The organism is Ectothiorhodospira marina, assembly GCF_900109495.1.
GTDB lineage: Bacteria > Pseudomonadota > Gammaproteobacteria > Ectothiorhodospirales > Ectothiorhodospiraceae > Ectothiorhodospira > Ectothiorhodospira marina.
Window position 1 is genome coordinate 483,843 of the sequence record NZ_FOAA01000001.1, and the last position, 25,014, is coordinate 508,856.

Sequence of the window (25,014 nt, forward strand, 5' to 3'; positions counted from 1 at the left end):
TGGGCTGGGTGAGAATCCCTCGTTTTTATTTTTAAAATAAAATAAAACAAAGGTTTAACTGTTTGTTGTCCACTAAACATTTATCGCCCGAAGTGCTGAATGAGCGCCGCCTTGAAGCCGTGCGGCTACGCCTGGATGGCCACACCGTTGCTGAGACCGCCACCCGAGCCGGGCTTTCTGCGCCCACCGTGTCTGCAGCCTGGAAGGCCTTCCGGGAAGGGGGCTGGACGGCGGTGCCAGTGCGCCCGCGGGGGCGCAAGACGGGGCAGGGGGGCACACTCGATGCCGCCGCTCAACAGGTGCTGGGCGCGAAGCTGACCATGCTCCCCGATTCCGGCGAGCCGGCATGGAGCAGTCGTGGGCTGGCCGATGCACTGAGCGAGGCGGGGCGTCCGGTCTCGGCTCGTGCCGTCGAGCACTGGCTGGAGGCCCGTGACCTCAAGCCCGAGCCACTGGCGCTGACAGCCCTGGTGCGGCAACGCAGCAGCGCTGGCCGTTGGTATCGCCAGCAAGTACAGCCGGTGCTGGAGGCGGTGCGCAAGGCCGGCGGAGGCATCTGGCAGGGGGGCGTGAGGGTGATCAGGTCGCAGTCTGCGCCGGACTCTGTTTGGCCCCGTTATCAGCTCTATCTGCACGGCAAGCGGGGGGTGCTTCACACCCGTTGCCTGTGGGCACCACCGGCGGCAGATGACTATATGACGCTCTTCCAGCGGTTGCACGACCTGCTGCCTGGCAGGCCGACAGCACTGGTGTTCCAAGGCGCATATTTCCAGGCTAGCCCCGATATTCGCCGGTGGCTGGAGGTACATCCGGATTTCTATCTGATCAATGTCCCCCCCGGTCACGGGGCCAGATCGACCTTTCCAGACAGGCCAATGCCATGACATCACTCACCCATCTACAAAAGCTGGAAGCCGAGAGCATCCACATCATGCGCGAGGTGGTCGCCGAGACCGAGAACCCCGTGATGCTCTACTCGGTGGGCAAGGACAGTGCGGTGATGCTGCACCTGGCGCGTAAGGCCTTTGCCCCGGCACCGCCCCCCTTCCCGTTGCTGCACGTGGATACCCGCTGGAAGTTTCGCGCCATGTACGCATTTCGGGACAACATGGCCCGGGAGATGGGCATGGACCTGCTGGTGCACATCAACCCGGAAGGGGTGGAGAAGGACATCAACCCCTTCACCCACGGCTCCGCCATCCATACCGATGTGATGAAGACCGAGGGTCTCAAGCAGGCACTGAATGAATATGGCTTTGATGCCGCCTTTGGCGGGGCGCGCCGGGATGAGGAGAAGTCCCGCGCCAAGGAGCGGATGTTCTCCTTCCGGACCGCCCAGCACCGCTGGGACCCGAAGAACCAGCGCCCGGAGCTATGGCGGCTCTACAACACCCGCAAGCACAAGGGGGAGTCGATCCGCGTGTTCCCGCTCTCCAACTGGACCGAGCTGGATATCTGGCAGTACATCTACCTCCAGGAGATTCCCATCGTGCCGCTTTACTACGCCGCCGAGCGCCCGGTGGTGGAGCGTGACGGCGCGCTGATCATGGTGGACGATGACCGCATGCCGCTGGAACCGGGCGAGGTGCCCATGATGCGCAAGGTGCGATTCCGTACGCTGGGCTGCTACCCGCTCACGGGGGCCATTGAATCCGAGGCCGACACCTTGCCGGCGATCATCCAGGAAATGCTCCTCACCAGGACGTCTGAACGCCAGGGCCGCGTCATCGACCATGACAGCGCCGCCTCCATGGAAAAGAAAAAGCAGGAAGGGTACTTCTGATGGCACACGCATCCGACATGATCGCCGGGGATATCGAGGGCTACCTGAAGGCCCATGAGCACAAGGGCCTGCTGCGTTTCATCACCTGCGGCAGCGTGGATGATGGCAAGAGCACCTTGATCGGGCGGCTGCTGTTCGAATCCAAACTGCTGTTCGAGGATCAACTGGCTGCCATTGAGGCAGACTCGAAAAAGTACGGCACCCAGGGCGAGGAAATGGATTTTGCCCTGTTGGTGGATGGTCTGGCCGCCGAGCGCGAGCAGGGCATCACCATCGACGTGGCCTACCGCTTCTTTTCCACCGACAAGCGCAAGTTCATCGTCGCCGACACGCCCGGCCATGAGCAGTACACCCGTAACATGGTGACCGGGGCGTCCACCGCCGATGCCGCCATCCTGATGGTGGACGCCCGCCACGGCATCCTCACCCAGACTCGCCGCCACAGCTTTCTGATGTCGCTGATCGGCATTCGGCACATCGTGGTGGCCATCAACAAGATGGACCTGGTGGACTACTCGAAGGCACGCTTTGACCAGATTGTGGATGAGTACCGCGCCTTCGCCAAACAACTGGGTCTGGAGGACATGACCTTCATCCCCCTGTCGGCGCTCAAGGGCGATAATGTCATCGAGCACGGTCATCACATGCCCTGGTATCACGGACCCACTCTGATGGGCTATCTGGAAACGGTGGAGGTGGACGAGGAACGCCTGCAGCACACCCCCTTCCGCATGCCGGTGCAGTGGGTGAATCGGCCCCATCTGGATTTTCGCGGCTTCACCGGGCTGATCGCCAGCGGCACCGTGAAGCCCGGTGATGCCATCCGCGTGCAGCCCTCGGGCAAGACCAGCCACATCAAGCGGATTTTTACCTACGATGGCGATCTGGAACAGGCCATTGCCGGACAATCGGTGACCTTGCTGCTGGAGGATGAGATCGATATCTCCCGCGGCGATGTGATCTCCGGTGTGGATGCCCCCGCCGAGACGGCCGATCAGTTCGAGACCACCCTGGTGTGGATGCACGACCAGCCCCTGCTGCCGGGGCGTCCCTATCTGATGAAGCTGGGTACGCAGTCGGTGTCGGCCACGGTGAGCCAGATCAAGTATCAGGTGAACGTCAACACCCTGGAGCACGCGGCGGCCAGACAGCTCGATCTCAATGGCATTGGCGTGTGTACCCTGAGTCTGAGCAAGCCGGTGGCCTTCGATCCCTATCAGGAGAATGCGGATACGGGCGGTTATATCCTGATCGACCGGATGACCAACAACACCGTGGGCGCCGGCATGCTGCACTTTGCCCTGCGCCGCAGCCAGAACATTCACATGCAGCACGTGGACATCGACAAGCAGGCGCGGGGGATCGCCAAGGGGCAGAAACCCGTCTTACTCTGGTTCACCGGGCTTTCCGGGGCGGGCAAGTCCACCATTGCCAATCGAGTGGAGAAGAAACTGCACGCTGCCGGCCAGCACACCTACCTGCTGGACGGTGACAACGTGCGCCACGGTCTCAACCGGGACCTGGGCTTTACCGATGCCGACCGGGTGGAGAACATCCGCCGGGTGGCGGAGGTGGCCCGGCTGATGGTGGACGCCGGCCTGATCGTGCTGACGGCCTTCATCTCGCCGTTTCGCAGTGAGCGCCGGATGGCGCGGGATCTGATGGAGGAGGGTGAGTTCATCGAGATCTTTGTCGATACCCCCCTGGAGGTGGCCGAGGAGCGTGACCCGAAGGGCCTTTACAAGAAGGCCCGCCGGGGTGAACTGAAGAACTTCACCGGCATCGACTCTGCCTACGAGGCCCCGGAGGACCCGGAGCTACATCTTCAGGCGGCAAAGCTGAGCACCGAGGAGGCGGCCGATGCGGTCATCGCGTTGCTGCGGGAGCGGCAGTTGATCGGCTAGTGTGCTGTGGCGTGAGTGGCCCTGTCCTGGGTGGGTTGAGCTGGCGTCGGGTCATATCATCGTTGCAGGAGCCCATAGGGCTAGAGGCGATGGCTGACGTGGACCCGATCGCCGAGCCCCGGTTCCACCGGTAGCCAGGTGTCAAACTGGGCAGTTCGGGCCTGGCGATTGATGCGCACCGGCACCCAGAGGCCAAACTGTGCCGGCCTTGCCTGACGATGGATGGGCATCGGGTGGGTATCGGTTTCGGCCAGCAGTTGACCCTCCTGGGAATACACCTCGATATGAATGGCCCCGGGGATGTCCCTGGGGCCACCGATTCCATGGGTGATGGAACCTTTCACTTGCAGGCCTTTTCCTTCCTGTATGACCTGAACGGGACCGAACGCGTAATCCGTTGAGTCGATGGTTTCAACTTCCAGCGTGGTGTGTGAACCCTGCTCGGGTTGCAGGCTGCATGCCGACAACAGTGTGACGAGGATGAAGCCGGTAAGGGCGGGGAACAACCAGTGTCTGCCTTTCATGTGTATGGACCTCTTGTGGGGATGCATGATGGGTATTTTAGACATTCACCACACGCGTGAAGGGGGTGTGGATCGATCTGCGCGGGTGGATTAACGGACCTAGAGGCGCCCTTGGTCCATGACCGGTACGCGCCAGTGATGAATGCCGCTGCCGGAAAAGTCCTTGCCAAGATCGTCCAGTACCGATTGGCTGGCCTCAGGGGGCAGGTGGATGAGTAACAGGGTCTTCGCCGTGTAACCCGCCACCTGTTCCGCCACCGTCATGGAGTGTTCCGATGAGCCATGTCCGGCCGCGGGCACACTGGTAAAGCCAGGGACATCGGGGCGATCCAGCAGCCATTCCGTGACCAGATCGGCGGTCTGGGGGGGCATGACCAGATAGAGCAACTGATACGTCATCTTGGATATCCTCAGGAAGGCAAAGGTTCGGTCTTGACCGGTGTGAAACCAAAGCGCCGATACAGGATGGGCAGCAGGATCAGGGTCAACAGGGTGGCCGATGCCAGGCCGCCGATCACCACGATGGCCAGAGGGCGCTGGATCTCGGAGCCCGGGCCGGTGGCAAACAGCAGGGGCACCAGACCCAGTGCCGCGATGCTGGCCGTCATCAGGACGGGCCGCAGGCGTCGACGTGCACCTTCCACCACCACCACGTCCATGGGCTGTCCCTGGGCTCGCAGTTGGTTGAAATAGGTCACCATAACCACGCCATTGAGTACGGCGATCCCCAGCAGGGCGATGAAACCCACCGAAGCCGGTACCGAGAGGTATTCCCCGGTGATGGCCAGGGCAAATATCCCGCCGATCATGGCAAAGGGGACGTTGGACAACACCAGCAGGGCCTGGCGCACCGAGCGGAAGGTGGAAAACAGCACCAGGAAGATCAACCCCAGGGCCATGGGTACCACCAGGGCCAGCCGGGCGGATGCCCGTTGCTGATTCTCGAACTCACCTCCCCACTCCAGGCGGTAGCCGCTGGGCAGATCCACCTCCTGCGCCACGGTTTGCTGGGCTTCTTCGACAAAGCCCACCAGATCGCGTCCTTCGACGTTGGCAATGGCCACGGCATAGGCCTGACCTCTTTCCCGGGTCAGTGCTACGTGTCCTTCGGTCATTTCAAGGCTGACCAGTTTGGTCAGCGGCACGGATTGGCCATTGGGCAGAGTGACCTGCAGCGCCTCTAAACGGGCGGGTGATTCCCGCATTGCCTCGCTTCCACGAATCACCAGCGGGATACGGCGGCCTTCGTCAAAGACATGGCCGATGGGCCAGCCTTCCAGCTGTGTCCTGAGCAGTGTGGACAGTGTATCCGCATCAATGCCCAGCCGGCCGGCCTCCATTCGATCAATGGTGATATTCAGGTACTGGGCGCCTTCATTGCGGGTGGTATAGACGTCCCGGGCGCCCGGCAAGTTCTGCATTGTGTTGACGATGGCCCCGGCGATGCGGTTGAGTTGTTGTGGGTCGGGCCCCAGAACCTTCACCGCCAGATCTCCCCGGACGCCTGTGAGCATTTCCGACACACGCATCTCGATGGGCTGCGTAAAGGCGTAGCCCACACCGGGAAACTGTTCCAGTACCTCACGGATGCCATCAATCAGGGCCTCACGGTTTTCAAAGCGCCATTCGGAACGGGGGGCCAGGACCAGGAAACTGTCCGTCTGATTGAGGCCCATGGGGTCCAGTCCCAGCTCATCGGAGCCGGTCCGGGCGACGACGCCCCGTATCTCCGGGATCTGTTCCAGCAAGGCCGACTGGATTCGTTGGTCCAGGGCCAGGGATTCATCCAGGGTAATAGAGGGCAGCTTTTCCAGTTGCACGATCAGGTCCCCCTCATTCATGGTGGGCATGAAGGTCTTACCCACCAGGCCAAAAACACCTGCCGCAGCCACCAGCAGCAATCCGGCAAGGGCCACCACCACCTTTTCGTGGCGCATGGCCAAGCCCAGCGTGGGCATGTAGAGGCGACTGAGCTGGCGGGATAACCAGGGTTCATGATGGGCGCCTGTCCCCAGCAGGAACGAGGACAATACGGGGATGACCGTCAGCGAGAGCAGTAGCGAAGAGGCCAGTGCAAAAATGATGGTCAGGGCAACAGGCTTGAACAGTTTGCCTTCCAGACCCTGCAGGGTAAGCAGGGGCAGGAACACAATGATGATGATCAGGATGCCCGAGACCATGGGTACGGCCACTTCCCGGGTGGCACGGTAGATCAGATTCAGCCTGGGGAGACGACCACGGGCACCTTGAGACAAGCGCGTGACCACGTTTTCGACCACGACCACGGCGGCATCCACCAGCATGCCGATGGCAATCGCCAGCCCACCCAGGGACATCAGGTTGGCGGATAGACCGAATTGCCGCATCAGCACGAACGTACCCAAGGCGGCCAAGGGCAGTATCAGGGCCACGGTGAGGGCGGCACGCAGGTTGCCCAGAAACAGGACCAGCAGAATCAGGACCAGTACCGTGGCCTCGATGAGCGCCTTGGTGACCGTATGTACGGCACGGTTCACGAGCATGCTCCGATCGTAAAAGGTCTCGATGCGCACGCCCTCCGGCAGCACGGACTCAAGAGCCGCCAACTCGGCCTTGACGCTTTCTACCACGGCCTGGGCATTGGCTCCCCTGAGACCCAGAACCAGTCCCTGCACCGTCTCTCCCTCGCCGTTGCGGGTGACGGCACCATAGCGACTGAGAGCCGCCAGACGCACGTCCGCCACGTCGCCCACCCGCAGCGGCTGGTGGGGGTCGGGTACGACGACGATGGCGGCCAGGTCGTCCAGGGTCTTGATGGCCCCTTCGCTGCGGACCAGCAGGGTTTCCTCGCCCGCATCCAGGCGTCCTGCCCCGTCGTTTCGATTGTTGGTGCTGATGGCGGCCTGTAACGTATTCAGGCCGATGCCATGCGCGGTCATGCGGGCCGGATCCGGTACCACCTCAAAAGTGGTGACGAATCCTCCCAGGGAGTTGACCTCGGCCACGCCAGGAACGGATCGCAGTGCGGGGCGAATGGTCCAGTCCAGCAGTTCCCGTCGTTGTGCCAGCGTCAGATCTTCGCCCTCAACGGTGAACATGAACATCTCCCCCAGTGGGGTGGTCATGGGCGCAATGCCGCCTTCGATGCCTTCGGGCAGGTTGTCCCAGGCGGTGTTCAGGCGTTCGGCCACTTGCTGGCGTGCCCAGTAGATGTCGGTTCCCTCTGCAAAATCCACGGTGATGTCGGTCAGCCCATACTTGGCAATGGAACGCATCATGGTCTGACGAGGAATGCCGAGCATTTCCACTTCAACAAGGCTGGTAATCCGGGTGGCGATCTCCTCGGGCGTCATGCCCGGCGCCTTGATGATGATCTTCACCTGGGTGGTGGAGACATCGGGAAAGGCATCGATGGGGGTGTCCTGAAAGGCACGCCAGCCGGCGCCCATGAGGATCAGCACCGCCAGGCACACGAGCAGGCGCTGGCTGAGGGAAAACTGTATCAAACGTGTCAGCATATGAATTACTCACCCAGCCAGATGGCCTTCATGGCCGCAACACCGCGTATTGCGACCCGGTTGGAAGGCTCTAGTGGTGCGCGCACCACAACGGTCTGGTCTTCCTGTGCCACCACCTGTACTGGCTGGGGGAGGAATGCGTTGTCCGCATCCACAAGGATCCAGGTCTCGCCGCCATGGCGCACCAGTGCCGTGGCGGGGAGGCGCCAGTGCCCCGGTTGCAGCGGCTGGGCCAGCTGGGCCTCCAGAAACTGCCCGGGCCGCAACTGCTCAGCGGCATCAGGGATTCGTGCCCGGAGCAAGATGCCCTGATCCTTCTCATGCACCATGCTGCCGACGGCAATGACCTGGCCTTGCAGCCCCTGGGCCGGGAGCAGGACCGAGGTGCCCAGGGCGACTGTATCCAGTTGCGCCAATGGGACGTGGACTTCCAGCCATAGGGGGTTCAGTTGGGCCAGGCGGTAGAGGGGCTCCGCCGTGTCCACGGACTGACCGGTTTCCACCATCTGCTTGATGATGGTGCCGGCGATGGGCGCGTGTACCGAGAGGGTGCCACTCAGCTGCCGGGTTCGTGCCAATTGCGTTAAAGCATTTTCGCTCAGGCCAGCCAGAGCCAGTTGCTGCCTGAACTGATTCTCGTGATTGCTCAACTCCTGTTGTCGGGACTGGGTTTCCAGTAGCCGACGCTCCGGAATCAGTCCTTCACGAAACAGGTTCTGATCTCTTTCAAGTGCCTGCCGTGCCAGCTCCAGTCGGTTTAACGCATCCAGGTACTGGCGCTGCGTATCCACCAGTTCTGGGCTCCTCAGTTCAGCCAGCAGGGTGCCACTGGATACGTGTTGTCCCTCAGCCACCACCAGGCGTTCAATGACACCGCTCTGGCGGGCGGTGATCACCCTTAGCTGCGCCGTGGGTATGGTCACCACGCCGGGATAGCGACCGCTGATGAAATGATCGGCTGCTGCGGGTTTCGCCCACTCCACCCCCAGGGATTGCGCCTGGGCCTCTGTCAGCGGTAGTGGAGGAGCCGCCGCGGCGACCTGGCCGCCGAGAAGGGCGACCAGGAGCAAGGGAAATAGGGTGTATTTCATTCGGGTATGACTCCCAGAGCCTGGTTGAGACGTGCCTGGGCGCGGCCCAGTTCGATACGGCGCTGTTCAAGATCCAGTGCGCTGTTGCGGGCCAGTGCCTGGGTTCGCAAGAGTTGCACCAGGTCGGTTTCACCCAGATCAAAGGCGCGTTGCGCCATGTGCAGGGCATCCTGGGCCAGGGTTTGTCGCTGCTTTGCCAGGTTCAGCGCCTCTTTGGCCCCCTGATGGTCCAGGCGGGCCGATAACAATGCCTGTTCGGTGGTCAGTTGCGCCTGCTGGAGTGCCACATCCTGTTCGGTCTGGGTCCGTACCGCCGAGGCGATAGCGGGTGCGGACTGACCGGCCAGCCCAAAAGGCAGGGTCAGTGAAAGCTGCACGGCATCGTGGCTACTCGCGCCGCTGAACTCCCGGGTATTTCGCCCCCCGATGCCCAGTACCGGGGTCCCCGCCCGGGAACGCCGGGCCTGGACGGTTTCAGCCCGGGCAAGGGCAAGCGCATGCTGTGCTTGCTGTAGCCTGGGATGGTTCTCTGGAAGCTCGGTGATGGGGGCAGGGGGCTCGTACAATGGCTTGGGTAAATCGGTCTGGCCTGTCAGTTGTCGGTACCCTGCCAATGCAATCCGGTGCGCCGATTGAGCATCACTGACGTCGGCCTCCCGCTCGGCCACTTCCTGACGGATGGTCAGTCGGTCGAACCGTGAAAGCTCTCCAGCAGAGACCAGCCCGGTGACCTGGATCTCCAGATCCCGGCTGGTTTGCAACGCAAGCTGCATCTGATGCAGGGTGGCTTCGGCGAGAACCACTTCCCAGGCCTGTTCCCGAACCCGTCCGGCCATGACCCATTGCTGCTGCAGGTCCAGCACCTCGGCCTGATCTCCCAGGGCCTGAGCGACCCCCTGCCGTGCACCGCGCTGACCCTGCCACCACAAGGGCAGTTCGAGCGTGGCCTCGATCTCGCGGAAACCTTCATCGTCCGTGATCTGGTCGGAGATGTAGTTCAGATTCAGGGAAGGGTCGGCCGAGAGAACGCCGCTGCTCTGGCGTCGCAGGGCGTCTCCCTGTTGCCTCAGGCTGTTGCTCAGGGCGGGTTCGCCACTACGCACCAGAGCTGCGGAGATCACCTGACCCAGCGTGTCGGCACTGACCGACGGACTCGCCAGGGTCAGGCAGATGGGGAACACAAGGCCCGGGGATAACCGTCTGAACCAGGATGGTGTTTTCCCGTACTCCCAGGATTTTGTGGCCATCACGACCGATCTTCGCGATCATCGGTGTGCTTGCGGCCGGTGATCATGGCGCGTACCAGGTTCTCTTTTTGGGTCAGGCTGCCCAGCAGTACGCCGACCAGATGGATCAAGACCAGGCCCAGGGTGAAGTCGGCCAGGAACTTATGGACCTCTTCCACCGCTTCTTCCACGTCATGGCTGACTCCGGCCATCATCCCGGCCAGCGGGCCTGAGGATTCCTCGGCTCCCAGGGTGGCAATGCCGCTGACGCTGAGGCCGATGAGGCTGATGAACATCAGCACATAGATCCAGCCCGCCAGCGGGTTATGGCCTTCATGGTATTCAGGTTGTCCCCGCAGCAGTCCGCGCACGTGGGCCATGACCTCACTGGGTGGCCGCACGAAGTCCCGGAAGCGGGCATGGGTGCCGCCGATGAAGCCCCAGGGGATGCGGGCCAGGACCAGCACAAGGACCGTATAGCCCGCCAGCGTGTGTACGTCCATGGCATCGTCACCGACGAAATAGGCGATGAGGAAGGCGGCGGCCAGGCCCCAGTGAAAGATACGAACGAAGGGGTCCCAGACCGTGATCTGATGGGATGTGTTCATGGTGTCGTTGCCCTCATGTGTGTGGAGATGGGGGCAGTGTGACGCGGCAAGCTTAAACCAGGCTTAATTTGTCCAGCGCTGGTGATGCGGCGATTTCACCGAATTCACCATTGCCGTGTTGAGCTCCCATCTTGCAGTGCAGCGAAAGGGGCACTATGGTGGTTCTATCATCCCTCCTCAGAGTGCTGTCATGCGGCTACCGTTTGTTTTTCTACTCACCCTGTGCGCTCTGCCTGCCATGGCCCAGACCCCGGAACCTCCGCCCGATTACCGCCAATGGGTGGATATGCCTGAGCTTCAGCGTGAATTGCTGCGGGAAGAAATGCAGGAACATCTGATCGCCTATCAACGCATCCTGGATTATCTCGCCCGTGGCGAGATCTCGGAAGCAGGAGAGATGGCAGAACAGACCATGGGCGTCAGCACCATGGGCAAGCACCGCTCCGCAACCCGCGGCCTGGGTGGCCCTGGGCGCTACATGCCGGATGGCATGCGTCAGATGGCGTTCGCGATGCACGAATCAGCGACCGAATTCGCCGAGGTTGCACAAGAGGAAGACATGCCCAAAGCACTCAGGGCACTTCACGAGCTCACCTCTACCTGCGTGGGCTGTCACATGTCGTTTCGCACGCGTTGAGGGGAGGGCTGTCGAGCGGGCTCCAAGGCCAGTAAATACCCCTGGCCACGGCGGGTCTGGATGACATCTGCACCGAGCTTGTCCCGCAGTCGGGAGACGTAGACTTCCAGCACATTGCTATCCCGTTCACTCTCATACTCGTAGAGATGCTCTGCAAGCCGTGTCTTGGACAACACCTGGCCAGGATGACGCAGGAAGTACCGTAGCAGTTTGAATTCGGTGGCAGTCAGTGACAATTCCGTGGGGCCGTCCACCAGCATCTGACGTTGTTCATCCAGGTGCCAGGGGCCCACTCGCAATGTGGTGTCCCTGACCGGTGCCGAGCGGCGCAGCAGGGCCAGAATGCGAGCCAGCAGTTCTTCCACGTGAAAGGGCTTGCCCAGGTAGTCATCGGCCCCCTGCTGCAAGCCTTCCACCCGCTCTCGCCAGCTGTTGCGGGCAGTGAGGATCAGTACCGGGATGGTGATGCCCCTGTCGCGCCAGGCGGCCAGCACCTCCAGGCCAGGCAGGTCAGGCAGTCCCAGGTCGAGGACGATCAGGTCATAGGGCTCAGTCTCACCCAAGTGCCGGCCGTCCACGCCGTTCAATGCCAGATCCACCGCCAATCCTTCTCCGTGCAGGCGGCGTTGCAGGCGTGTGCCCAGTTCTGCGTCATCTTCAACGATCAGGATTCTCATCAGAGGGCTCCCGAGGGCGGCTTGGAGAGTGAGGGGCTGGAATGCAGGGAAACCGGATGAGGCAGGGGCAGGGAGAGTGTAACCTGCAGCCCGCCCAGGTCAGGTGAGGCGTCGTAGGTGATTTGGCCTTCATACTGGTCAACCACGTCCTGCACAATGCCCAGCCCCAAGCCATGCCCGTCTCCCCGTTCGTCCAGGGGGCGACCTTGACGCCCAAGCAACGGCATGTCTTCCGGGGGGATGCCGGGGCCGTCGTCTTCAATGATGACCTTCATGGTGTGATCATGAGCGACGCGCAGTTCCACCCGAACCTGAGAGGCCGCCCAGCGACAGGCGTTATCCAGCAGGTTGCCAAAGATCTCCAGCATGTCGTCCGCATCCAGGGGCCATGTGCCGGCGGGCACCTGCAGATGCACTGTCACCCGGTGCTGGTGGATCCGGTGCAGGGCCTCCACCAGGTCTGTCAGTTCCTTTCGGGCATTGAAGCCGGGCCCGGGGTGATCCCGTCCGGCCAGGCTCGCGCGACGCATTTCCCGCTCCACCGTCTCGTTCATGGCGTGCAGCTGTTGCCTTAGGGTTCTGGCGGCGTTGTCGTCGCCTTGAGCTGACATGTCATCCGCCAACTGGGAGAGGACCGCCAGGGGGGTCTTCAGGGCATGGCTCACATTGCCCAGGGCACGGCGGCTGCGGTTCAGGCGCAGGCCGTGATGGTGGACAAGCCGGTTCACTGCTTTGAGCATGGGGGCGATCTCCCGGGGGGCGGGCAGTTCCACCGGCACGGCTTCTCCGGTCTCCAGGCGGCGGCAGGCGTCCACCGCGGCATTCAGGGGGCGCAGGGCTCGCTGGATGACCAGAAATTGCAGCAATAACGCCAATCCCAGGGCCGGCAGAGTGATGGCCATGAAACGCCCCTCCAGTTCGTCCACGGCGGCCTTCATCGGTCCCAATTCCTGGGCAACGGAGATCACCACAGCCTCATCCTCGATGCGGTAGCCACGGCTGAGCATCAGCAGTGGCTGGTCGCCAGGGCCCTGGATGCGGGTGATCCACTGCTCACCCTCCGGAACGTCGGGGGATTCCAGGTCCTCATCCCAGAGGGAGCGGGAGCGCACCACCGATCCAGGTGACTCAATCCGAAAGTAGTGTCCTGAGAGTGGGGTACTGTAGATGATGCCCAGGGTACGATTGAAGGCGGCGGGACCCTCCTCGCTATCCAGTAGATGCACATACAGGGTGTCGGCATCATGGTCCAGCCGGTCCACCAGATAGCCGTCCACCAGGACACGGGATAGCGTCTGCAACCCCAGGCCCTGGACAATGAGCAGCGCCAGTAGGCAGGAACCCGCCAGCAGGCTCAGTCGGAATTTTAGGGAGTTCATCAATCCGCGTGCTCAAAAAGTGGCGCGCCCTCTGATCAGAGGGCGCGCCGGTATCGGGAAAGCCAACGGGTCTTCAGTTGCCTCGTGCCGCGTGTGCTCAGCGATCGGCTTTCCGTTTGATCAGGCTGCCGTCGCCGGCATCCAGGTAGAGTTTGTGGCGCACGCCGTCCGCGTCGAGAATCTTCAATTCGTAGACATGGCGACCGTCTTCCCTTTCCAGTTCAGCCTCCACGAAGTGCCCAGGCACGATCTCTCTGGCATGTTTGAGGATCTCTTCCATGGGCATGATCTCCCCGGCGGATCGCAGGCGCAGGATCTCGTCGTGTTCCATGCGATCCCCGGATAGAGCCAGGCCGGGGGTGATCAGGGCAAGGCACAGGAGGGGGGTGATCAATGATCGGCTATTCATGGGTGTGGGCCTTTTCATGTGGGAGTGAAGGCAGTGTGCCACCGTAAGCTGAAATCAAGCTTAAAAGCCATGCACCGTGCCGCCCGTATGCATGGGCATGCCAGAATAGCCTACCGACCGGGTCAACTGATGGGCCGACTGGATGCCGGCTGGGACTCTGGCAGTACCCCGGTTCTGGCATGGCTTCAGCCAGATTTGGGAATTTACCTGTTCTGGATCATTATCCTGGCACTTGTCGTAGGGTAGTGTTCACCCTGACATGCGTGATGGCGTTGAGCCAGCGCGGTATTTGCCAATAAGGCTCATTTGGAGGGTATGTAAATGGTTGGTGAAACGAAAGGTTCGCTCTCGGGGCTCAATGAAGAAGAGGCCATGGAATTTCATGGTGTCTTCATGTCCAGCATGATGGGCTTCCTGGCGGTTGCCGCTGTGGCCCACGTTCTGGCCTGGATGTGGCGTCCCTGGGGTGTGGCTTGGTAAGACTTCTCGCCTGAACGGCGAATCAAGTCCCAAGCAGTACCTCAGGCGTAGCAGTATAAGCAGTTTCTTTCCGATATAGGAGATTTCAATATGTGGCGTACTTGGCTGCTGTTCGATCCGCGCAGAGCGCTGGTTGCCCTGTTTGCATTTCTGGCCGTGCTGGCTCTTCTGATCCATTTCATCCTGCTGAGCACCGAGCGCTTTAACTGGATGCACACGGCCTCTCTGGTCGAGACCACCGAGCAGGTGGTGGCGCAGGCGTAAAAAGACAAGTCAACCCTTGTCTTGAAATGTCTGATGCCCACGCGACCGGGCGGGATGGCAATACCCCATGCATCCCGCCCGGTCGCGTGGGCAATGTACTGACCTGAGTGTTGTATGGACAACACCATCAATCCGTGGGAGGCATCGTCCTGAACATCCGCTCTCGGCGATACTGAGCAGGAACTGTCGATCGAGGATCTGGACCAGGCGGCCATCTAGGAGGCCTTTGGCTGTGACGCCCCCCTGGGCGAAGCCAAGTTGCGCACCCTGCGGCTGCTGATGCCTTATCAGGGGCGCTTGGTACCCAGTGTGGGTGGCATCCTGCTGTTTGGTCGTGAGCGGCAGTGGCATTTTGCAGATGCCTGGGTGCAGTGCGGTCGATTTCGTGGCACGGACAAAATCGACATCTTCGATCAGACGGATATCCATGAACCCCTGCCACAAGCCGCCAACAGCATCGAGTTGTTTCTCAAGAAGCACGCCTTCAAGAGCGCGGAGTTCGGGGCCATGCGCCGCCGCGATGTTTGGAGCATCCCCCTGACCATGCTGCGTGAGGCAGTCGTCAATGCCTTGGTGCATTGCGACTACTCTCAGCAGGGCAGCCCGATTCGGATCGCGTTTTTCGATGATCGTATCGAGATCGAAAGTCCCGGGCTGCTGATGCCCGGCATGACCATCGACGAGATGAAACGGGGCGTTTCGATGATCCGCAATCCCGTGATCGCCCGCGTGTTCCGCGAACTCGGGCTGATTGAACAGTGGGGGAGTGGCGTCAAGCGTATCTTTGCCGAGGCGGCCGCCCAGGGGCTTCCGGAGCCACACATTGAAGAAATTGCCAATCGCATTCGGATGAGTGTCTGGCTGGCTGCACCGGTGGTTGCGCCAGAAAACGCCTCAGTGACTCAGTCAGTGACCCAGTCCGATGCATTCCTTCCTATGCTTCAATTATTACGCGAGGGTCCGCAGTCATCTGGAGAACTTCGCCAACACTTGGAACTCCGGCACCGTGCCCATTTCCGCCGTCATTATCTTGTGCCCGCGTTGCAACTGAGACTCATCGAGATGACACTGCCCGAGACACCAAACAGTCGCCTGCAGCAGTACTGCCTGACCGCAAAGGGCCAGCAATACCTCAAGGGTCTGAAAGGAGACTCGGCGAGTTCCTGATGGTCTTCGAGAACCGTGTCCTCGCGGATGGGCTGCCGCTTGGGGTCCACTTCAATGATGCCGCCTTGCAACGGGTGATCGTGGACTTGCTGAGTGATCACACTGAGTTGTTCAAGCAATTCAGTGATAATCCGTCTTTCAAGAAGTGGCTGGCTGACACCACCTTCGGTGTGACTTATCAGGACACAAGATGAACGGGGGTTGTTTCCCGCCCCCGACCGCTGATCACTGCCTGATCTTGCTGAACCACCCGGTAGACACCGCGGCGCACCTGTTCAACGCGACCCTGGCGCCTGAGTTGAGCCAGGCGTTGCGGGAGGTTGTGGGTCGGTAGGCCTTCCCGGGCCGCCCGTTCACGGATGTTCGCCAGGGTCATCTCCGGGGCCTGGGCGATAATCTGCAGCCACTGCTCGGCCTGCGGGCGCTGGGTGGATCGTCCCTGGAGGGGGCTGTCCTTGGGCAGGCGTGCGCCAAGCTCGAGGAGTTTGCCGTCCAGATGGGCCAGTTCCGCCCGTTGGGCTTCCTGCAGACGTCGCTGGGCCTCCCGGTGACTGCTGAGCAGTTCCCGACGTTCGGCCTTCAGGGCCTGGAGTTGTTCGCGGCGGGTGGCTTCCTGCTGTTCGTATTCTTCGCGCGCCTTTTGCTCTGCCAGTTCGTAGATTTGCTGGGCGGTGAGGTGATTCAGGGTGTGTGTCATGGATGGATCGTCTGGTGTCGTCTTGATATCGAGAGGTGAATGGGGACGTTCCAGGTCATCAGGCCGCCCCTGCCGGGCCGTCATTGGCTGGATACCGGTCCAGGCATCGGTAGGCCGGTCACTCCGGACTCGGCGGCAGGCTGCTGTGAAGCGTATGGGGCGGGGTGGATCACGATACTGAGCAATGCCGTGACGTGATCCGTGTGCTGGCCGTTTCGGGAGATTCCGACGACAGCGGTGCGACATGTTAGCGCAAGACGTGAGTTCACCGTAAATCCTTTTTGGCTTCAGACTGGAGCCAGTCAAGCGCCGCGCTGGCGCGCAGTCCTTTGGGATAGGGCCCTTTCGCGTTCGCTGTCAGGGTGTCCACAGAATCCGTGGATAAGGTTGTGGATAATTCCTGGAAGAACGTCTGCTGGGCTTGCGGTGCGAAGGCCACGGAACAGATTGGACACTTTTTGACCAGGCCTGGGCGGGTAGGCCGGGGATGGGGCGCCTGCTCCAGGATGTTGCGTGCCAGGGTGTCCTGGCGTTCCTCGACCGTCATGCCCGGGAACCGGGATTGCACCCAGGTCACCACGCGCTGCGTGCGGCTGTTGTCCTCCAGCAGACGCTGTCGCAGGCCATGACTCGCGTCTTCCCACCATTGCTGGCAGGTGGGGATGCCGTGGGGCAGGCTGCCGGAGGTGTCCATCCAGTATTGGTCCGTCTCCCGGCTCATGTCGACCGGGAACCCGGGGACAGGATTGCCGGCATTGAGGCTGCCGTAGTAGCCGGGCAGCTGGCGGTAAACATGGGAGCCGATCCAGTCGGGATCATCGCGGCCCTGATTCGCCAGGATGGGGACGGCTGCGCTTGCCGATGGGATAGAATGGCGCCTTCCTTCCAGAATAGGGATGTCGAGGTGGTGTGGGCTTCATCATGATGCTTGAGCGACGTCAGTGGGCATTCGCCGGTAGCTCGGCTCTTGTCATCCTGGGCATCCTGTTGATGTTCGTGTGGTCCTGGCCTGGCACACCGGGGGCGGCCAGCCATGGCTGGCCGGAGGTCATTGATGTGGCTGGTCAGGAGCGGATGCCGCTGGCGCCCTACAGCGCGGTGTATATGGACACGGCTCGGCGAACCACCCCCGAGGCCTTGCTGGACAAGGATCCGCCCGATTTTGTGGAACTGGATTCACGCTCCTTCAACCAAGGCATATCGCCAGGGGTGCTCTGGGTGGCGTTTGCCTTACAGGAACTGGATGCCCGTCCGCGCCTGCTCTCGCTGGACAACCCCCTGTTTGATTCCGTGATCCTGTTTGCGCAGGAGGAAAGCGGGCAGTGGCAGGAGGTGCCCCGACACCAGGCTGTGGCCTGGGATCAACAACGGCGCCCGGCCTGGCGCCATGTTTTCCACATTGAAGCGGACAGCCCGGCACGTCGCTACCTGCTGAGGGTGGAGACAGGCCAGAACCTGCGTTTCCATGCCGAGATCCAGACCTTTGAGGGGCATCAGGCTCAGGCAACCCGGTTCTGGCTGGTGCAAGGGGGATATCATGGCATCATCCTGGCCCTGGCGGTCTACAACCTGTTCCTGCTCTTCAGTCTGCGGGACGCCAGCTATGCCTGGTACATTGCTTTCATTCTTTCCACCGCGGGTTATTTCTTTTTCCAGCGCGGTGTCCATCTGGAATTTTTCCCCGAATGGGGGAGCCAGACCACCCAGCTCCTGATGTTTCTGTGCGTGGCATTGCTGTCCACGTTTGCGTTGCAGTTCTCCCGACGTTTCCTCCTGATGCGCCGCCGTGATCCGGATTGGGACCGCTGGTTGCGCGCGGCCCTGCCGCTGCCTCTGGCCGGGATTCTGTTGCATGTCTGGCTGGGTACGGCCGGCAGCGTGCTGTTCTTCTCGCTGGTGGCGTTGGCGGTCATCGTATTGGTGGTGGGCGCCAGCCTGCGCGCCTATCGTCTTCACAACTTCCGGCCAGCGCTGTATCTCCTCCTGGCCTGGGCAGCCATGGTCATCGGCGCCTTGCTCTTCGTCCTGGGTGCCCTGGGGATACTGCCCAATAATCTGATCACCTACTATGGCTTTCAGTTGGGATCGGCCCTGGAAACCATGATGCTGTCACTGGCACTTGCGGATCGTATCCGTGAATTGCAATCGCAACGCAAGGCACTGGCCCGTAGGGGGGACCAACTGGAGCGGGTCACCTTGCTGGATGATCTCACCGGCCTCTACAACCGTCGCCATCTGGACCGTTGCCTGCCGGAATTGGTCGCCCGCGCCCACTCTCTTGGTTCACCGCTTTCGGTGGCTGTGATTGATGCAGACAACTTTAAACAGGTCAATGACGTTCATGGGCATGCGGTGGGTGACCAGGTGCTGATCCGCATGGGGCAGGTCATGGCCGACTCGGTACGCCGGGGGGACATGGTCTGTCGCTATGGTGGGGAAGAGTTCGTGGTCCTGATGCCGGGTGCAGACGAGACCATGGCCAGGGAGATTGCCGAGCGGCTGCGTCGGGCAGTGGCCAGTCAGCCTCACCTCGTGGGGGAGATGAGCATCGGGCAGACCGTCAGCATTGGACTGGCCACGCTGCAGACCGGAGAGTCCGCGGATTCTCTTTTCCTGCGGGCGGACAAGGCACTGTATGAGGCCAAATCCGGGGGTAAGGATCGCGTGGTGGGGTGAGGCTCGGGCGGGTGGGTTGGTGTAGGCGGTGAGGTGGTCGGGTTGTCTGGATCGATGCTTCCTATGCCGGGAATTGACCCGAGCCGGGTATTGAGTTTGCGCTGGCCAGCGGCCGCAAACCCGCTCGAACCGTACAGGTTACTCCCACCTTTTTTGGCGCAGTGCGGGATGCCTTTTTTATGGCTCCCAATGTGAAACGTCAACAGACCCTAGATTTCCGGTGAGCGTGCCAGCGCCGAGCAGGGGTTGGGCCACCGGACAGATACGTCCAGAAACGGTTGATCTGCGCTTGCCGGCATCGTTTTGATGCTACAATCGCCTCATATTGATGCGGGGTGGGCTATGATCAGTCAGGCGGAGAAAGAAGAAAGTCGCGTCAGCGTCGCTGGCCGGAAGGCCAGGGCCTATCGCCCATCCGTGGATGCCACTCGTGATGTGGTCAGAAAAAAGCTGGGGAACATTCCGGAAGAGGTATTCTCCAGTCGCAAGATGTTTATCGATGTCTCTCGCAAGGGCATTCCTGGTGATTGGGTTAAAAGTGTGGTGGAGGCCACGGGGCTGCGAGAAGCATTTCTGGGGATTCTGAACATCGATTCTGGCAATCTCAGTCGCGTTTACCGTAGAAAAGCCCTGCCCAAAGAGACTTCTGAGGAGGTGCTGGATGCCGTCCGGTTGCTCCGCCAGGCAGCAGATGTCTGGGAGTCGTATGACCTCGCGATGCAGTGGTTCAAGAGTCCGGTACCGGCTCTGGGTGACGAGCGCCCCCTTGACCTGATCGACACCTTCGAGGGTCGTCGCTGGATTTCGCAGGTATTGAACAAAATCGAGTATGGGGAATTCAGCTGATGCGGATTTTCCGCATCACGAAGGAAAAGTACCTGGAGGTCTATACCGGGTTGGGTGGCAGCTACAAAGACGGGGCTCGCTGGAATCTCCCTGGTACGCCGGTGCTTTATTTTGCATTGTCGGCGCCGGTCGCCATGCTGGAGATGGCGAATTACACGGTAACCCCGAGAATGGTGCCTCCGTCTTATCGCCTTGGAGTGTACGAGATTCCTGACGATACTCCCATTGAGTATCTGGCGCAGGAACATTGGCCTGAGGATTGGGCCCGCTTTCCTCATCCCGAATCCACGCAGAGGCTCGGCGATGAGTGGCTGAGAGAGGGAACGGGCCTGGGCTTGATTGTCCCGAGCTGCGCTGTGTCGGCAGGCCTCGGTGAAATTATGGTTGTCAATCCGCGGCATGAGTTGACCAAGCAGATCAAGCTCGTTGAAGTGCGGAGGGATATTTTCAATCCCAGAGCGTTTCCAGGTCTTGGCGATTAGCGACCCTGAGCGGGCTTCGTAGGTAGTCGAGAAGGGGCTGCAGTCCATTGCAAAGCGGTCTCATCAGCGCGCCCAACTGGACTGGTCGCGGGGTAGCTGCCCGTCCGGGTCGTTCACGGTGACGGAGTTGTCATCTGTGAGCCGGTCCGAGTATACGACCAGGTTCGTGCCCCCCTCGTGTGCCTGGCTCGGGAAGAGGAGGCCTGTGCAACCACGGGCCCGAACCACGTCTGCAAGAACCCAGGTTGGAGGTTCAACGTGTAGATCGAATTTCAGGTGCCGCCAATCCTCGCGCCAGTCATGCCATAGCTCGTCCCAGGGTTCCCCGCGGTGTAACTGACGCAGGTCGACCAGATCACGCAGCGTCGCAGTGTAGGAACACATCGTGCAGGGTGGCAGGAAGGGTGAGGTCTGCTGGCCCACTGCGGGGTAAGCGCGGGAAACAAGGTGGTGCCGGAAGGCAGGTCGACGAGGATCACCCGACGAACCCGGCGCTGATCGACTCCAGATAGCCGATCACATCCTCGGTCCGCCCTTCCTGTACCAGTTGCAGCAGGGTCTTGTGACGGAACGCAGGAACGGGCTCGTTCTTGACCAGGAAGATGGCCCGCTGTGGGTCTTCCAGATCGTAGTGATGGGAAATATTGCCGTAGCTGCGGGTGATGCGGTTACCTTGCTCCCATAGCCTTCGCGTACCTGCCGCCGGAGTTGTCGATCGAGCCACATCCTTTCTGCCCCCCAAGTTGAACCAAGGTTGGCTTTTAGCTGAGTCTAGTGCTCATTGGCATAAGATCAACCGGGGAATTCGCTCCCGGGGGTATATGTGCACCTGCCCAACACGGGCCGCTACCTTGCTCCAGGAACTCATGTGGTCACTGCTGTCCCAATCCATGTAAGCCATCAGAAAAAGGAGGCAGTCATGAAGATCGCCGACGCGATGACAAAGAGTATCGACACCATCACCGGTGGATCATCGATTACAGACGCAGCCAGGAAAATGCGGGATATGGGGACTGGTTTTCTGCCAGTCACCGATGCTGACCAGGAACGGTTGATCGGTGTCACGACCGACCGGGACATGGTCATTCGTTGCCTCGCCGAGGGCAAGGATCCTTCCCATACCCCGGTCCAGGAAGCCATGAGTGAGAAGGTTCTGTACTGCTTTGCCAACGACGAGCTGGATGCCGCCGCGCAAAGCATGGCCGATCAACAGGTCTATCGGCTGGTCGTCCTGGACAGCCCGGAATCCAAGCGCCTGAGCGGCATCATCACCGTGGGTGATATTCGCCGCCATGGGGACGAAGCGGCCGCCGAGCGGGCCGCAGAGAGGATTGCGGACGCCGCTTGAACCTCCGACGGCCTGCAGGACCGCTGCCTGCGGAAGGGATTCCGCTCGACTGACATGCACCGAACCTGCATCGACATGAGGAGTTCAGACATGAAAACCATCGATCGTGAACAACTCAAGCGAATGAATGAAGAGCATCATGAGGATTTCATCCTCATCAACGTGCTTCCCCGGGAGGTCTTCAATAAACGACACATCCGGACTTCCATCAACATCCCCGTGGGATCCGATGACTTTGCCGAGCAGGTGGATCGCGTCGCCGGGGGCAAGGATCGCAAGATCGTGGTCTATTGCGCCAACTTCGACTGCGATGCCTCCCGCAAGGCCGCGGCGAAGCTCGACAATACCGGCTTCACTGATGTCCTCGACTATGAGGGCGGCACCCAGGACTGGTTCGAGCAGAAAAAAGCCGCCTGAGTGTCGTGTAGGTCAATTGGCCTTAAAAGGCGGACACCAGGGCATTGTGCTGGTGGTCGGTTGCCTGATCATCGATGATCAGTACGCTGCGCCAACCGCCGGCCAGGGCATTGCCCGGGATATGCGCCACATTGTGGCCCTCGGCATGCGCAATCAAGCCCTCGAGGATGTGCCGGACGGCCTGGATGTAGACCTGGAAGCGGCCGTCAGGGGCCGCCTTGGCTCCGTGGAAGGCGCCGGGAAACGTTCCCTGGTGGGGATGATGCTGGTCGAATGCGGCTCGCGGATGCTTTCTGCTGCTGAATCCTCGCCGCGCTGCAAATGCCCGTAGACCCGGTAGTCGATGGCATGGATGTAGTGGAACGAGGTCGCGCCGTCGACATCGTGCTCCCGCGCCACCTCGGCCGATCGCGCGTTCCAGTCGATCACCTGTGGCCAGTCGCCCAGGCACACATAGATGTGCGAGGTCGAGCGAAAAAAGCCCTTCTATAAGCTTATGAATAAGAAAGGCTTTTTATTTTTTCTGGTGGAGCGGATGGGAGTCGAACCCACGACCTCAGCAGTGCGATTGCTGCGCTCTCCCAACTGAGCTACCGCCCCATGTGCGCTGAGTATAAGTCAGCGCAGGCCTTGTTTGCCAGGGGCGGCGCTCAGGTGGAAATGGGCTTGAGCAGGATGCCCGCCAGCGGAGGCAGCGTGAGCACCACGGAGTAGGGGCGTCCCATCCAGGGCAGGTCTTCGGCCTCCACTTCCAGGTTGCCCAGGTTGCTGCCGCCGTAGAAGTGGGAGTCGGAGTTGAAGATCTCCCGGTAACGGCCTGGGGCTGGCACGCCAATGCGGTAACCCTCCCGGGGCGCGGGGGTGAAGTTCAGGGCCGTGAGGATGAAGTCATTTTTCTCTTCGCCCTTGCGGATGAAGCTGAGTACCGACTGGGCGGCGTCGTGGCAGTCGATCCATTCAAAGCCCTGCCACTCGAAATCGAAGTGATGCAGTGCCCCCTCGCGGGCGTAGAGGGCATTGAGATCGGCCACCAGTTGCTTCACGCCACTGTGGAAGGGGAATTGCAGCAGATACCACTCCAGTTCCCGGGCATCGTCCCACTCATTGCCCTGGCCGTATTCGCAGCCCATGAACAGCAGTTTCTTCCCTGGGTAGGACCACATCAGGGTGTATAGCAGGCGCAGGTTGGCAAAGCGTTGCCATTCGTCTCCCGGCATGCGGTAGAGCAGCGAGCGCTTGCCGTGCACCACCTCGTCGTGGGAGAAGGGCAGGACGAAGTTCTCGGTGAAGGCGTAGAGCAGGCCGAAGGTGAGCTGGTCGTGGTGGTAGTGACGGTGGATGGGGTCCTTCTTGATGTATTCCAGGGTGTCGTTCATCCACCCCATGTTCCACTTGAGTGAGAAGCCCAGGCCACCCAGCCAGGTGGGGCGCGTGACCTGGGGCCAGGAGGTGGATTCCTCGGCCATGATCAGGGCGCCGGGGTGATTACCCTGCACGCTACTGTTGAGATCCCGCAGGAATTCGATGGCGTCCAGGTTCTCCTGGCCCCCGAACTTGTTGGGAACCCATTCGCCCTCTTCACGGGAATAGTTCAGGTAGAGCATGGAGGCCACGGCATCCACCCGCAGGCCATCGATGTGAAATTCCTCCACCCAGTACATGGCGCTGGAGACGAGGAAGTTACGCACCTCGTTGCGTCCATAGTTGAAGATCAGCGTGCCCCAGTCACGGTGTTCGCCCATGCGGGGGTCTTCATGCTCGTACAGGGCGCTGCCATCGAACCGGGCCAGGGCGTGCGCGTCCTTGGGGAAATGCCCTGGGGCCCAGTCCAGCAATACACCAATACCCTGTTCATGGCAGTGATTGACAAAATCCCGGAAGTCGTCGGGGCTGCCAAAACGGCTGGTGGGGGCGTAATAGCCAGTGGTCTGGTAGCCCCAGGAGCCGTCGAAGGGGTGTTCGGTGATTGGCAGCAGTTCGATGTGGGTGAAGCCCATCTCCTTCACATAAGGGACCAGCGAGCGGGCCAGCTCTCGGTAGTTGAGGAACTCCCCATCGCTGCCAAGACGCCAGGAGCCCAGGTGAACCTCGTAGATGGACATGGGGCGGTGCAGCCAGGCATCACCGGCACGCTGTTGCAGCCAGGCCTCGTCGGACCAGGGGAAGGGTTCCGGATCATGGACCACGGCGGCGGTTTGCGGTCGTAACTCGAAACGCTGTCCATAGGGGTCGGTCTTGACCTGGGTGACCCCGGTGTCCCGGTTACGGATTTCATACTTGTACAGTGCGCCGGGCTCCAGGCCAGGCAGGAAGAATTCCCACACTCCGCTGCCGCCGCGCACTCGCATGGTGTGGCAACGGCCATCCCAGCGATTGAAGTCGCCCACTACGGAAACCCGTTCGGCAGAAGGGGCCCACACGGCAAAGCGCACGCCCTCAATGCCATTCACCTCGTGGGCATGGGCCCCCAGGAAGCGGTAGGCATGCCAGTGCCGGCCTTCATTGAACAGATGGATGTCAAAATCCGATACTACGGGACCAAAGCTGTAGGGGTCGTAGTCGATGTGTTCCTGGCCGTGGCCGTCGTCCCAGCGGAGGCGATAATGCTCAGGCAGGGCGTCCAGGGGACCGCGCCACTCGAAGATGCCTCGGTCATGGACCTTTTCCATGGGCTCGTCCAGGTCGTCGAGCCAGGCCTGGGCAGCGTAGGGCAGGTAGGCACGAACCACCCGTTGTTCCTGTTCCACATGGCTGCCCAGCAGGCTGAACGGATCATGATGTCTGGCGTCCAGGATGCGTTGGATGTCGTCACGGTTGGTTGCACGCATGTGGGTTCCCGTCCTGGTTCGGCGGTTGGGCCTGCCTTGATGTGGCGGCCGGAAAATGTAATAGAATCGAAATG

At 61.1% G+C, this 25,014-nt stretch carries 28 protein-coding genes and 1 tRNA gene; 13 read left to right on the plus strand and 16 right to left on the minus strand.

The window, feature by feature from the left end; genetic code table 11:
- The first annotated feature begins 65 nt into the window (after positions 1–65).
- From BMY52_RS02220 to cysN, 3 genes are read left to right on the plus strand one after another with little or no spacing between them, the layout of a single operon-like run.
- On the plus strand, positions 66–884 hold the full coding sequence (locus BMY52_RS02220; RefSeq protein ID WP_177169807.1) for a helix-turn-helix domain-containing protein: 819 nt from the start codon (positions 66–68) through the stop codon (positions 882–884).
- The gene (gene cysD, locus BMY52_RS02225) at positions 881–1,783 is read left to right on the plus strand and encodes a sulfate adenylyltransferase subunit CysD (protein WP_090250268.1); all 903 of its coding nucleotides are present in this window, start codon (positions 881–883) and stop codon (positions 1,781–1,783) included. The genes BMY52_RS02220 and cysD overlap by 4 nt, the downstream gene beginning before the upstream one ends.
- The gene (gene cysN / locus BMY52_RS02230; protein WP_090250270.1) at positions 1,783–3,687 is read left to right on the plus strand and encodes a sulfate adenylyltransferase subunit CysN; all 1,905 of its coding nucleotides are present in this window, start codon (positions 1,783–1,785) and stop codon (positions 3,685–3,687) included. Before cysD ends, cysN begins: the two co-directional genes overlap by 1 nt.
- 80 nt (positions 3,688–3,767) lie before the next feature.
- On the opposite strand, the gene BMY52_RS02235 is transcribed toward cysN, so the two are convergent.
- The 6 genes from BMY52_RS02235 to BMY52_RS02260 form a co-directional block, all read right to left on the minus strand.
- The gene (locus BMY52_RS02235; RefSeq protein WP_143050403.1) at positions 3,768–4,211 is read right to left on the minus strand and encodes a hypothetical protein; all 444 of its coding nucleotides are present in this window, start codon (positions 4,209–4,211) and stop codon (positions 3,768–3,770) included.
- Between the two features lie 99 nt (positions 4,212–4,310).
- Positions 4,311–4,610, minus strand: a complete 300-nt coding sequence (locus BMY52_RS02240; protein ID WP_090250276.1) for a DUF3240 family protein — start codon at positions 4,608–4,610, stop codon at positions 4,311–4,313.
- An 11-nt stretch (positions 4,611–4,621) separates the two neighbouring features.
- Positions 4,622–7,708 carry an efflux RND transporter permease subunit gene (locus BMY52_RS02245; protein ID WP_090250278.1) on the minus strand — a complete coding sequence of 1,029 codons (3,087 nt, stop codon included), beginning with the start codon at positions 7,706–7,708 and terminating at the stop codon, positions 4,622–4,624.
- A gap of 5 nt (positions 7,709–7,713) precedes the next feature.
- Positions 7,714–8,799, minus strand: a complete 1,086-nt coding sequence (locus BMY52_RS02250) for an efflux RND transporter periplasmic adaptor subunit (protein ID WP_245740497.1) — start codon at positions 8,797–8,799, stop codon at positions 7,714–7,716.
- Positions 8,796–9,980 carry a TolC family protein gene (locus BMY52_RS02255; protein ID WP_245740499.1) on the minus strand — a complete coding sequence of 395 codons (1,185 nt, stop codon included), beginning with the start codon at positions 9,978–9,980 and terminating at the stop codon, positions 8,796–8,798. Before BMY52_RS02255 ends, BMY52_RS02250 begins: the two co-directional genes overlap by 4 nt.
- A gap of 65 nt (positions 9,981–10,045) precedes the next feature.
- Positions 10,046–10,633 (minus strand): cytochrome b/b6 domain-containing protein, encoded by a 588-nt coding sequence (locus tag BMY52_RS02260; protein ID WP_090250283.1) that lies wholly within the window; start codon positions 10,631–10,633, stop codon positions 10,046–10,048.
- 190 nt (positions 10,634–10,823) lie between these two features.
- Here BMY52_RS02260 and BMY52_RS02265 point away from each other — a divergent pair, with 190 nt between their 5' ends.
- Positions 10,824–11,270: a cytochrome c gene (locus tag BMY52_RS02265; RefSeq protein ID WP_090250286.1), complete on the plus strand. Its 447-nt coding sequence runs from the start codon at positions 10,824–10,826 to the stop codon at positions 11,268–11,270.
- Here the strand turns inward: BMY52_RS02265 and BMY52_RS02270 are convergent.
- The 3 genes from BMY52_RS02270 to BMY52_RS02280 form a co-directional block, all read right to left on the minus strand.
- Positions 11,246–11,947, minus strand: a complete 702-nt coding sequence (locus tag BMY52_RS02270; protein WP_090250289.1) for a response regulator transcription factor — start codon at positions 11,945–11,947, stop codon at positions 11,246–11,248. The genes BMY52_RS02265 and BMY52_RS02270 overlap by 25 nt on opposite strands.
- On the minus strand, positions 11,947–13,326 hold the full coding sequence (locus tag BMY52_RS02275; protein ID WP_090250292.1) for a sensor histidine kinase: 1,380 nt from the start codon (positions 13,324–13,326) through the stop codon (positions 11,947–11,949). Before BMY52_RS02275 ends, BMY52_RS02270 begins: the two co-directional genes overlap by 1 nt.
- A gap of 97 nt (positions 13,327–13,423) precedes the next feature.
- Positions 13,424–13,735 carry a PepSY domain-containing protein gene (locus BMY52_RS02280; RefSeq protein WP_090250295.1) on the minus strand — a complete coding sequence of 104 codons (312 nt, stop codon included), beginning with the start codon at positions 13,733–13,735 and terminating at the stop codon, positions 13,424–13,426.
- 321 nt (positions 13,736–14,056) lie between these two features.
- Here BMY52_RS02280 and pufB point away from each other — a divergent pair, with 321 nt between their 5' ends.
- The 4 genes from pufB to BMY52_RS02300 all read left to right on the plus strand — a co-directional run bounded on the left by pufB (position 14,057) and on the right by BMY52_RS02300 (position 15,840).
- A complete protein-coding gene (pufB, locus tag BMY52_RS02285; protein ID WP_090250296.1) occupies positions 14,057–14,215 on the plus strand; it encodes a light-harvesting antenna LH1, beta subunit in 159 nt (52 codons plus the stop codon).
- 90 nt (positions 14,216–14,305) lie between these two features.
- Positions 14,306–14,479, plus strand: a complete 174-nt coding sequence (gene pufA / locus BMY52_RS02290; protein WP_090250299.1) for a light-harvesting antenna LH1, alpha subunit — start codon at positions 14,306–14,308, stop codon at positions 14,477–14,479.
- A 309-nt stretch (positions 14,480–14,788) separates the two neighbouring features.
- Complete coding sequence (locus BMY52_RS02295; RefSeq protein ID WP_218140376.1) at positions 14,789–15,646, plus strand: ATP-binding protein; 858 nt, start codon at positions 14,789–14,791, stop codon at positions 15,644–15,646.
- The gene (locus tag BMY52_RS02300) at positions 15,646–15,840 is read left to right on the plus strand and encodes a hypothetical protein (RefSeq protein ID WP_090250301.1); all 195 of its coding nucleotides are present in this window, start codon (positions 15,646–15,648) and stop codon (positions 15,838–15,840) included. Before BMY52_RS02295 ends, BMY52_RS02300 begins: the two co-directional genes overlap by 1 nt.
- Here the strand turns inward: BMY52_RS02300 and BMY52_RS02305 are convergent.
- Together BMY52_RS02305 and BMY52_RS02310 are read right to left on the minus strand one after the other, a co-directional pair.
- On the minus strand, positions 15,825–16,343 hold the full coding sequence (locus BMY52_RS02305) for a type IV toxin-antitoxin system AbiEi family antitoxin domain-containing protein (RefSeq protein WP_143050404.1): 519 nt from the start codon (positions 16,341–16,343) through the stop codon (positions 15,825–15,827). The two genes, BMY52_RS02300 and BMY52_RS02305, sit on opposite strands and share 16 nt — an antisense overlap.
- Before the next feature lie 265 nt (positions 16,344–16,608).
- Positions 16,609–17,064: a hypothetical protein gene (locus tag BMY52_RS02310; protein WP_143050405.1), complete on the minus strand. Its 456-nt coding sequence runs from the start codon at positions 17,062–17,064 to the stop codon at positions 16,609–16,611.
- 200 nt (positions 17,065–17,264) lie between these two features.
- On the opposite strand from BMY52_RS02310, the gene BMY52_RS02320 reads away from it, so the two are divergent.
- The 3 genes from BMY52_RS02320 to BMY52_RS02330 all read left to right on the plus strand — a co-directional run bounded on the left by BMY52_RS02320 (position 17,265) and on the right by BMY52_RS02330 (position 20,347).
- On the plus strand, positions 17,265–19,019 hold the full coding sequence (locus BMY52_RS02320; RefSeq protein ID WP_143050406.1) for a sensor domain-containing diguanylate cyclase: 1,755 nt from the start codon (positions 17,265–17,267) through the stop codon (positions 19,017–19,019).
- Positions 19,020–19,361: 342 nt separating this feature from the next.
- Complete coding sequence (locus BMY52_RS02325; protein WP_177169808.1) at positions 19,362–19,865, plus strand: antitoxin Xre/MbcA/ParS toxin-binding domain-containing protein; 504 nt, start codon at positions 19,362–19,364, stop codon at positions 19,863–19,865.
- Complete coding sequence (locus BMY52_RS02330; protein WP_090250317.1) at positions 19,865–20,347, plus strand: RES family NAD+ phosphorylase; 483 nt, start codon at positions 19,865–19,867, stop codon at positions 20,345–20,347. The genes BMY52_RS02325 and BMY52_RS02330 overlap by 1 nt, the downstream gene beginning before the upstream one ends.
- A 63-nt stretch (positions 20,348–20,410) precedes the next feature.
- Here the strand turns inward: BMY52_RS02330 and BMY52_RS02335 are convergent, their stop codons facing one another.
- Both BMY52_RS02335 and BMY52_RS15565 read right to left on the minus strand, forming a co-directional pair.
- Positions 20,411–20,731 carry an RES domain-containing protein gene (locus BMY52_RS02335; RefSeq protein WP_245740520.1) on the minus strand — a complete coding sequence of 107 codons (321 nt, stop codon included), beginning with the start codon at positions 20,729–20,731 and terminating at the stop codon, positions 20,411–20,413.
- Between the two features lie 91 nt (positions 20,732–20,822).
- Positions 20,823–21,071, minus strand: coding sequence for a hypothetical protein (locus BMY52_RS15565; RefSeq protein WP_245740501.1), 249 nt, complete (start codon positions 21,069–21,071; stop codon positions 20,823–20,825).
- 195 nt (positions 21,072–21,266) lie between these two features.
- Between BMY52_RS15565 and BMY52_RS02345 the strand changes: the two genes are divergently transcribed.
- Positions 21,267–21,695 (plus strand): CBS domain-containing protein, encoded by a 429-nt coding sequence (locus BMY52_RS02345; RefSeq protein ID WP_090250319.1) that lies wholly within the window; start codon positions 21,267–21,269, stop codon positions 21,693–21,695.
- A 90-nt stretch (positions 21,696–21,785) separates the two neighbouring features.
- The gene (locus tag BMY52_RS02350; RefSeq protein WP_090250322.1) at positions 21,786–22,112 is read left to right on the plus strand and encodes a rhodanese-like domain-containing protein; all 327 of its coding nucleotides are present in this window, start codon (positions 21,786–21,788) and stop codon (positions 22,110–22,112) included.
- A gap of 22 nt (positions 22,113–22,134) precedes the next feature.
- Here the strand turns inward: BMY52_RS02350 and BMY52_RS15975 are convergent, their stop codons facing one another.
- From BMY52_RS15975 to glgB, 3 genes are all read right to left on the minus strand, one after another.
- A complete protein-coding gene (locus BMY52_RS15975) occupies positions 22,135–22,563 on the minus strand; it encodes a DUF1326 domain-containing protein (RefSeq protein WP_425429215.1) in 429 nt (142 codons plus the stop codon).
- A 73-nt stretch (positions 22,564–22,636) separates the two neighbouring features.
- A tRNA-Ala gene (locus tag BMY52_RS02360) sits at positions 22,637–22,712 on the minus strand.
- Positions 22,713–22,762: 50 nt separating this feature from the next.
- Positions 22,763–24,940, minus strand: coding sequence for a 1,4-alpha-glucan branching protein GlgB (gene glgB / locus BMY52_RS02365; protein ID WP_090250325.1), 2,178 nt, complete (start codon positions 24,938–24,940; stop codon positions 22,763–22,765).
- Positions 24,941–25,014 lie beyond the last annotated feature (74 nt).

Coding starts and splice junctions, on each gene's coding strand:
- BMY52_RS02305 (WP_143050404.1), bottom strand. CDS start 16,343: ATGACACACACCCTGAATCACCTCACCGCCCAGCAAATCTACGAACTG.
- BMY52_RS02270 (WP_090250289.1), bottom strand. CDS start 11,947: ATGAGAATCCTGATCGTTGAAGATGACGCAGAACTGGGCACACGCCTG.
- BMY52_RS02250 (WP_245740497.1), bottom strand. CDS start 8,799: ATGAAATACACCCTATTTCCCTTGCTCCTGGTCGCCCTTCTCGGCGGC.
- cysD (WP_090250268.1), top strand. CDS start 881: ATGACATCACTCACCCATCTACAAAAGCTGGAAGCCGAGAGCATCCAC.
- BMY52_RS02310 (WP_143050405.1), bottom strand. CDS start 17,064: ATGAGCCGGGAGACGGACCAATACTGGATGGACACCTCCGGCAGCCTG.
- pufA (WP_090250299.1), top strand. CDS start 14,306: ATGTGGCGTACTTGGCTGCTGTTCGATCCGCGCAGAGCGCTGGTTGCC.
- glgB (WP_090250325.1), bottom strand. CDS start 24,940: ATGCGTGCAACCAACCGTGACGACATCCAACGCATCCTGGACGCCAGA.
- BMY52_RS02335 (WP_245740520.1), bottom strand. CDS start 20,731: ATGTGTTCCTACACTGCGACGCTGCGTGATCTGGTCGACCTGCGTCAG.
- BMY52_RS02235 (WP_143050403.1), bottom strand. CDS start 4,211: ATGAAAGGCAGACACTGGTTGTTCCCCGCCCTTACCGGCTTCATCCTC.
- BMY52_RS02260 (WP_090250283.1), bottom strand. CDS start 10,633: ATGAACACATCCCATCAGATCACGGTCTGGGACCCCTTCGTTCGTATC.
- BMY52_RS02325 (WP_177169808.1), top strand. CDS start 19,362: ATGATCAGTCAGGCGGAGAAAGAAGAAAGTCGCGTCAGCGTCGCTGGC.
- BMY52_RS02265 (WP_090250286.1), top strand. CDS start 10,824: ATGCGGCTACCGTTTGTTTTTCTACTCACCCTGTGCGCTCTGCCTGCC.
- BMY52_RS02240 (WP_090250276.1), bottom strand. CDS start 4,610: ATGACGTATCAGTTGCTCTATCTGGTCATGCCCCCCCAGACCGCCGAT.
- BMY52_RS02350 (WP_090250322.1), top strand. CDS start 21,786: ATGAAAACCATCGATCGTGAACAACTCAAGCGAATGAATGAAGAGCAT.
- cysN (WP_090250270.1), top strand. CDS start 1,783: ATGGCACACGCATCCGACATGATCGCCGGGGATATCGAGGGCTACCTG.
- BMY52_RS02280 (WP_090250295.1), bottom strand. CDS start 13,735: ATGAATAGCCGATCATTGATCACCCCCCTCCTGTGCCTTGCCCTGATC.
- BMY52_RS02300 (WP_090250301.1), top strand. CDS start 15,646: ATGGTCTTCGAGAACCGTGTCCTCGCGGATGGGCTGCCGCTTGGGGTC.
- BMY52_RS02345 (WP_090250319.1), top strand. CDS start 21,267: ATGAAGATCGCCGACGCGATGACAAAGAGTATCGACACCATCACCGGT.
- BMY52_RS02320 (WP_143050406.1), top strand. CDS start 17,265: ATGATGCTTGAGCGACGTCAGTGGGCATTCGCCGGTAGCTCGGCTCTT.
- BMY52_RS02275 (WP_090250292.1), bottom strand. CDS start 13,326: ATGAACTCCCTAAAATTCCGACTGAGCCTGCTGGCGGGTTCCTGCCTA.
- BMY52_RS02330 (WP_090250317.1), top strand. CDS start 19,865: ATGCGGATTTTCCGCATCACGAAGGAAAAGTACCTGGAGGTCTATACC.
- BMY52_RS02245 (WP_090250278.1), bottom strand. CDS start 7,708: ATGCTGACACGTTTGATACAGTTTTCCCTCAGCCAGCGCCTGCTCGTG.
- pufB (WP_090250296.1), top strand. CDS start 14,057: ATGGTTGGTGAAACGAAAGGTTCGCTCTCGGGGCTCAATGAAGAAGAG.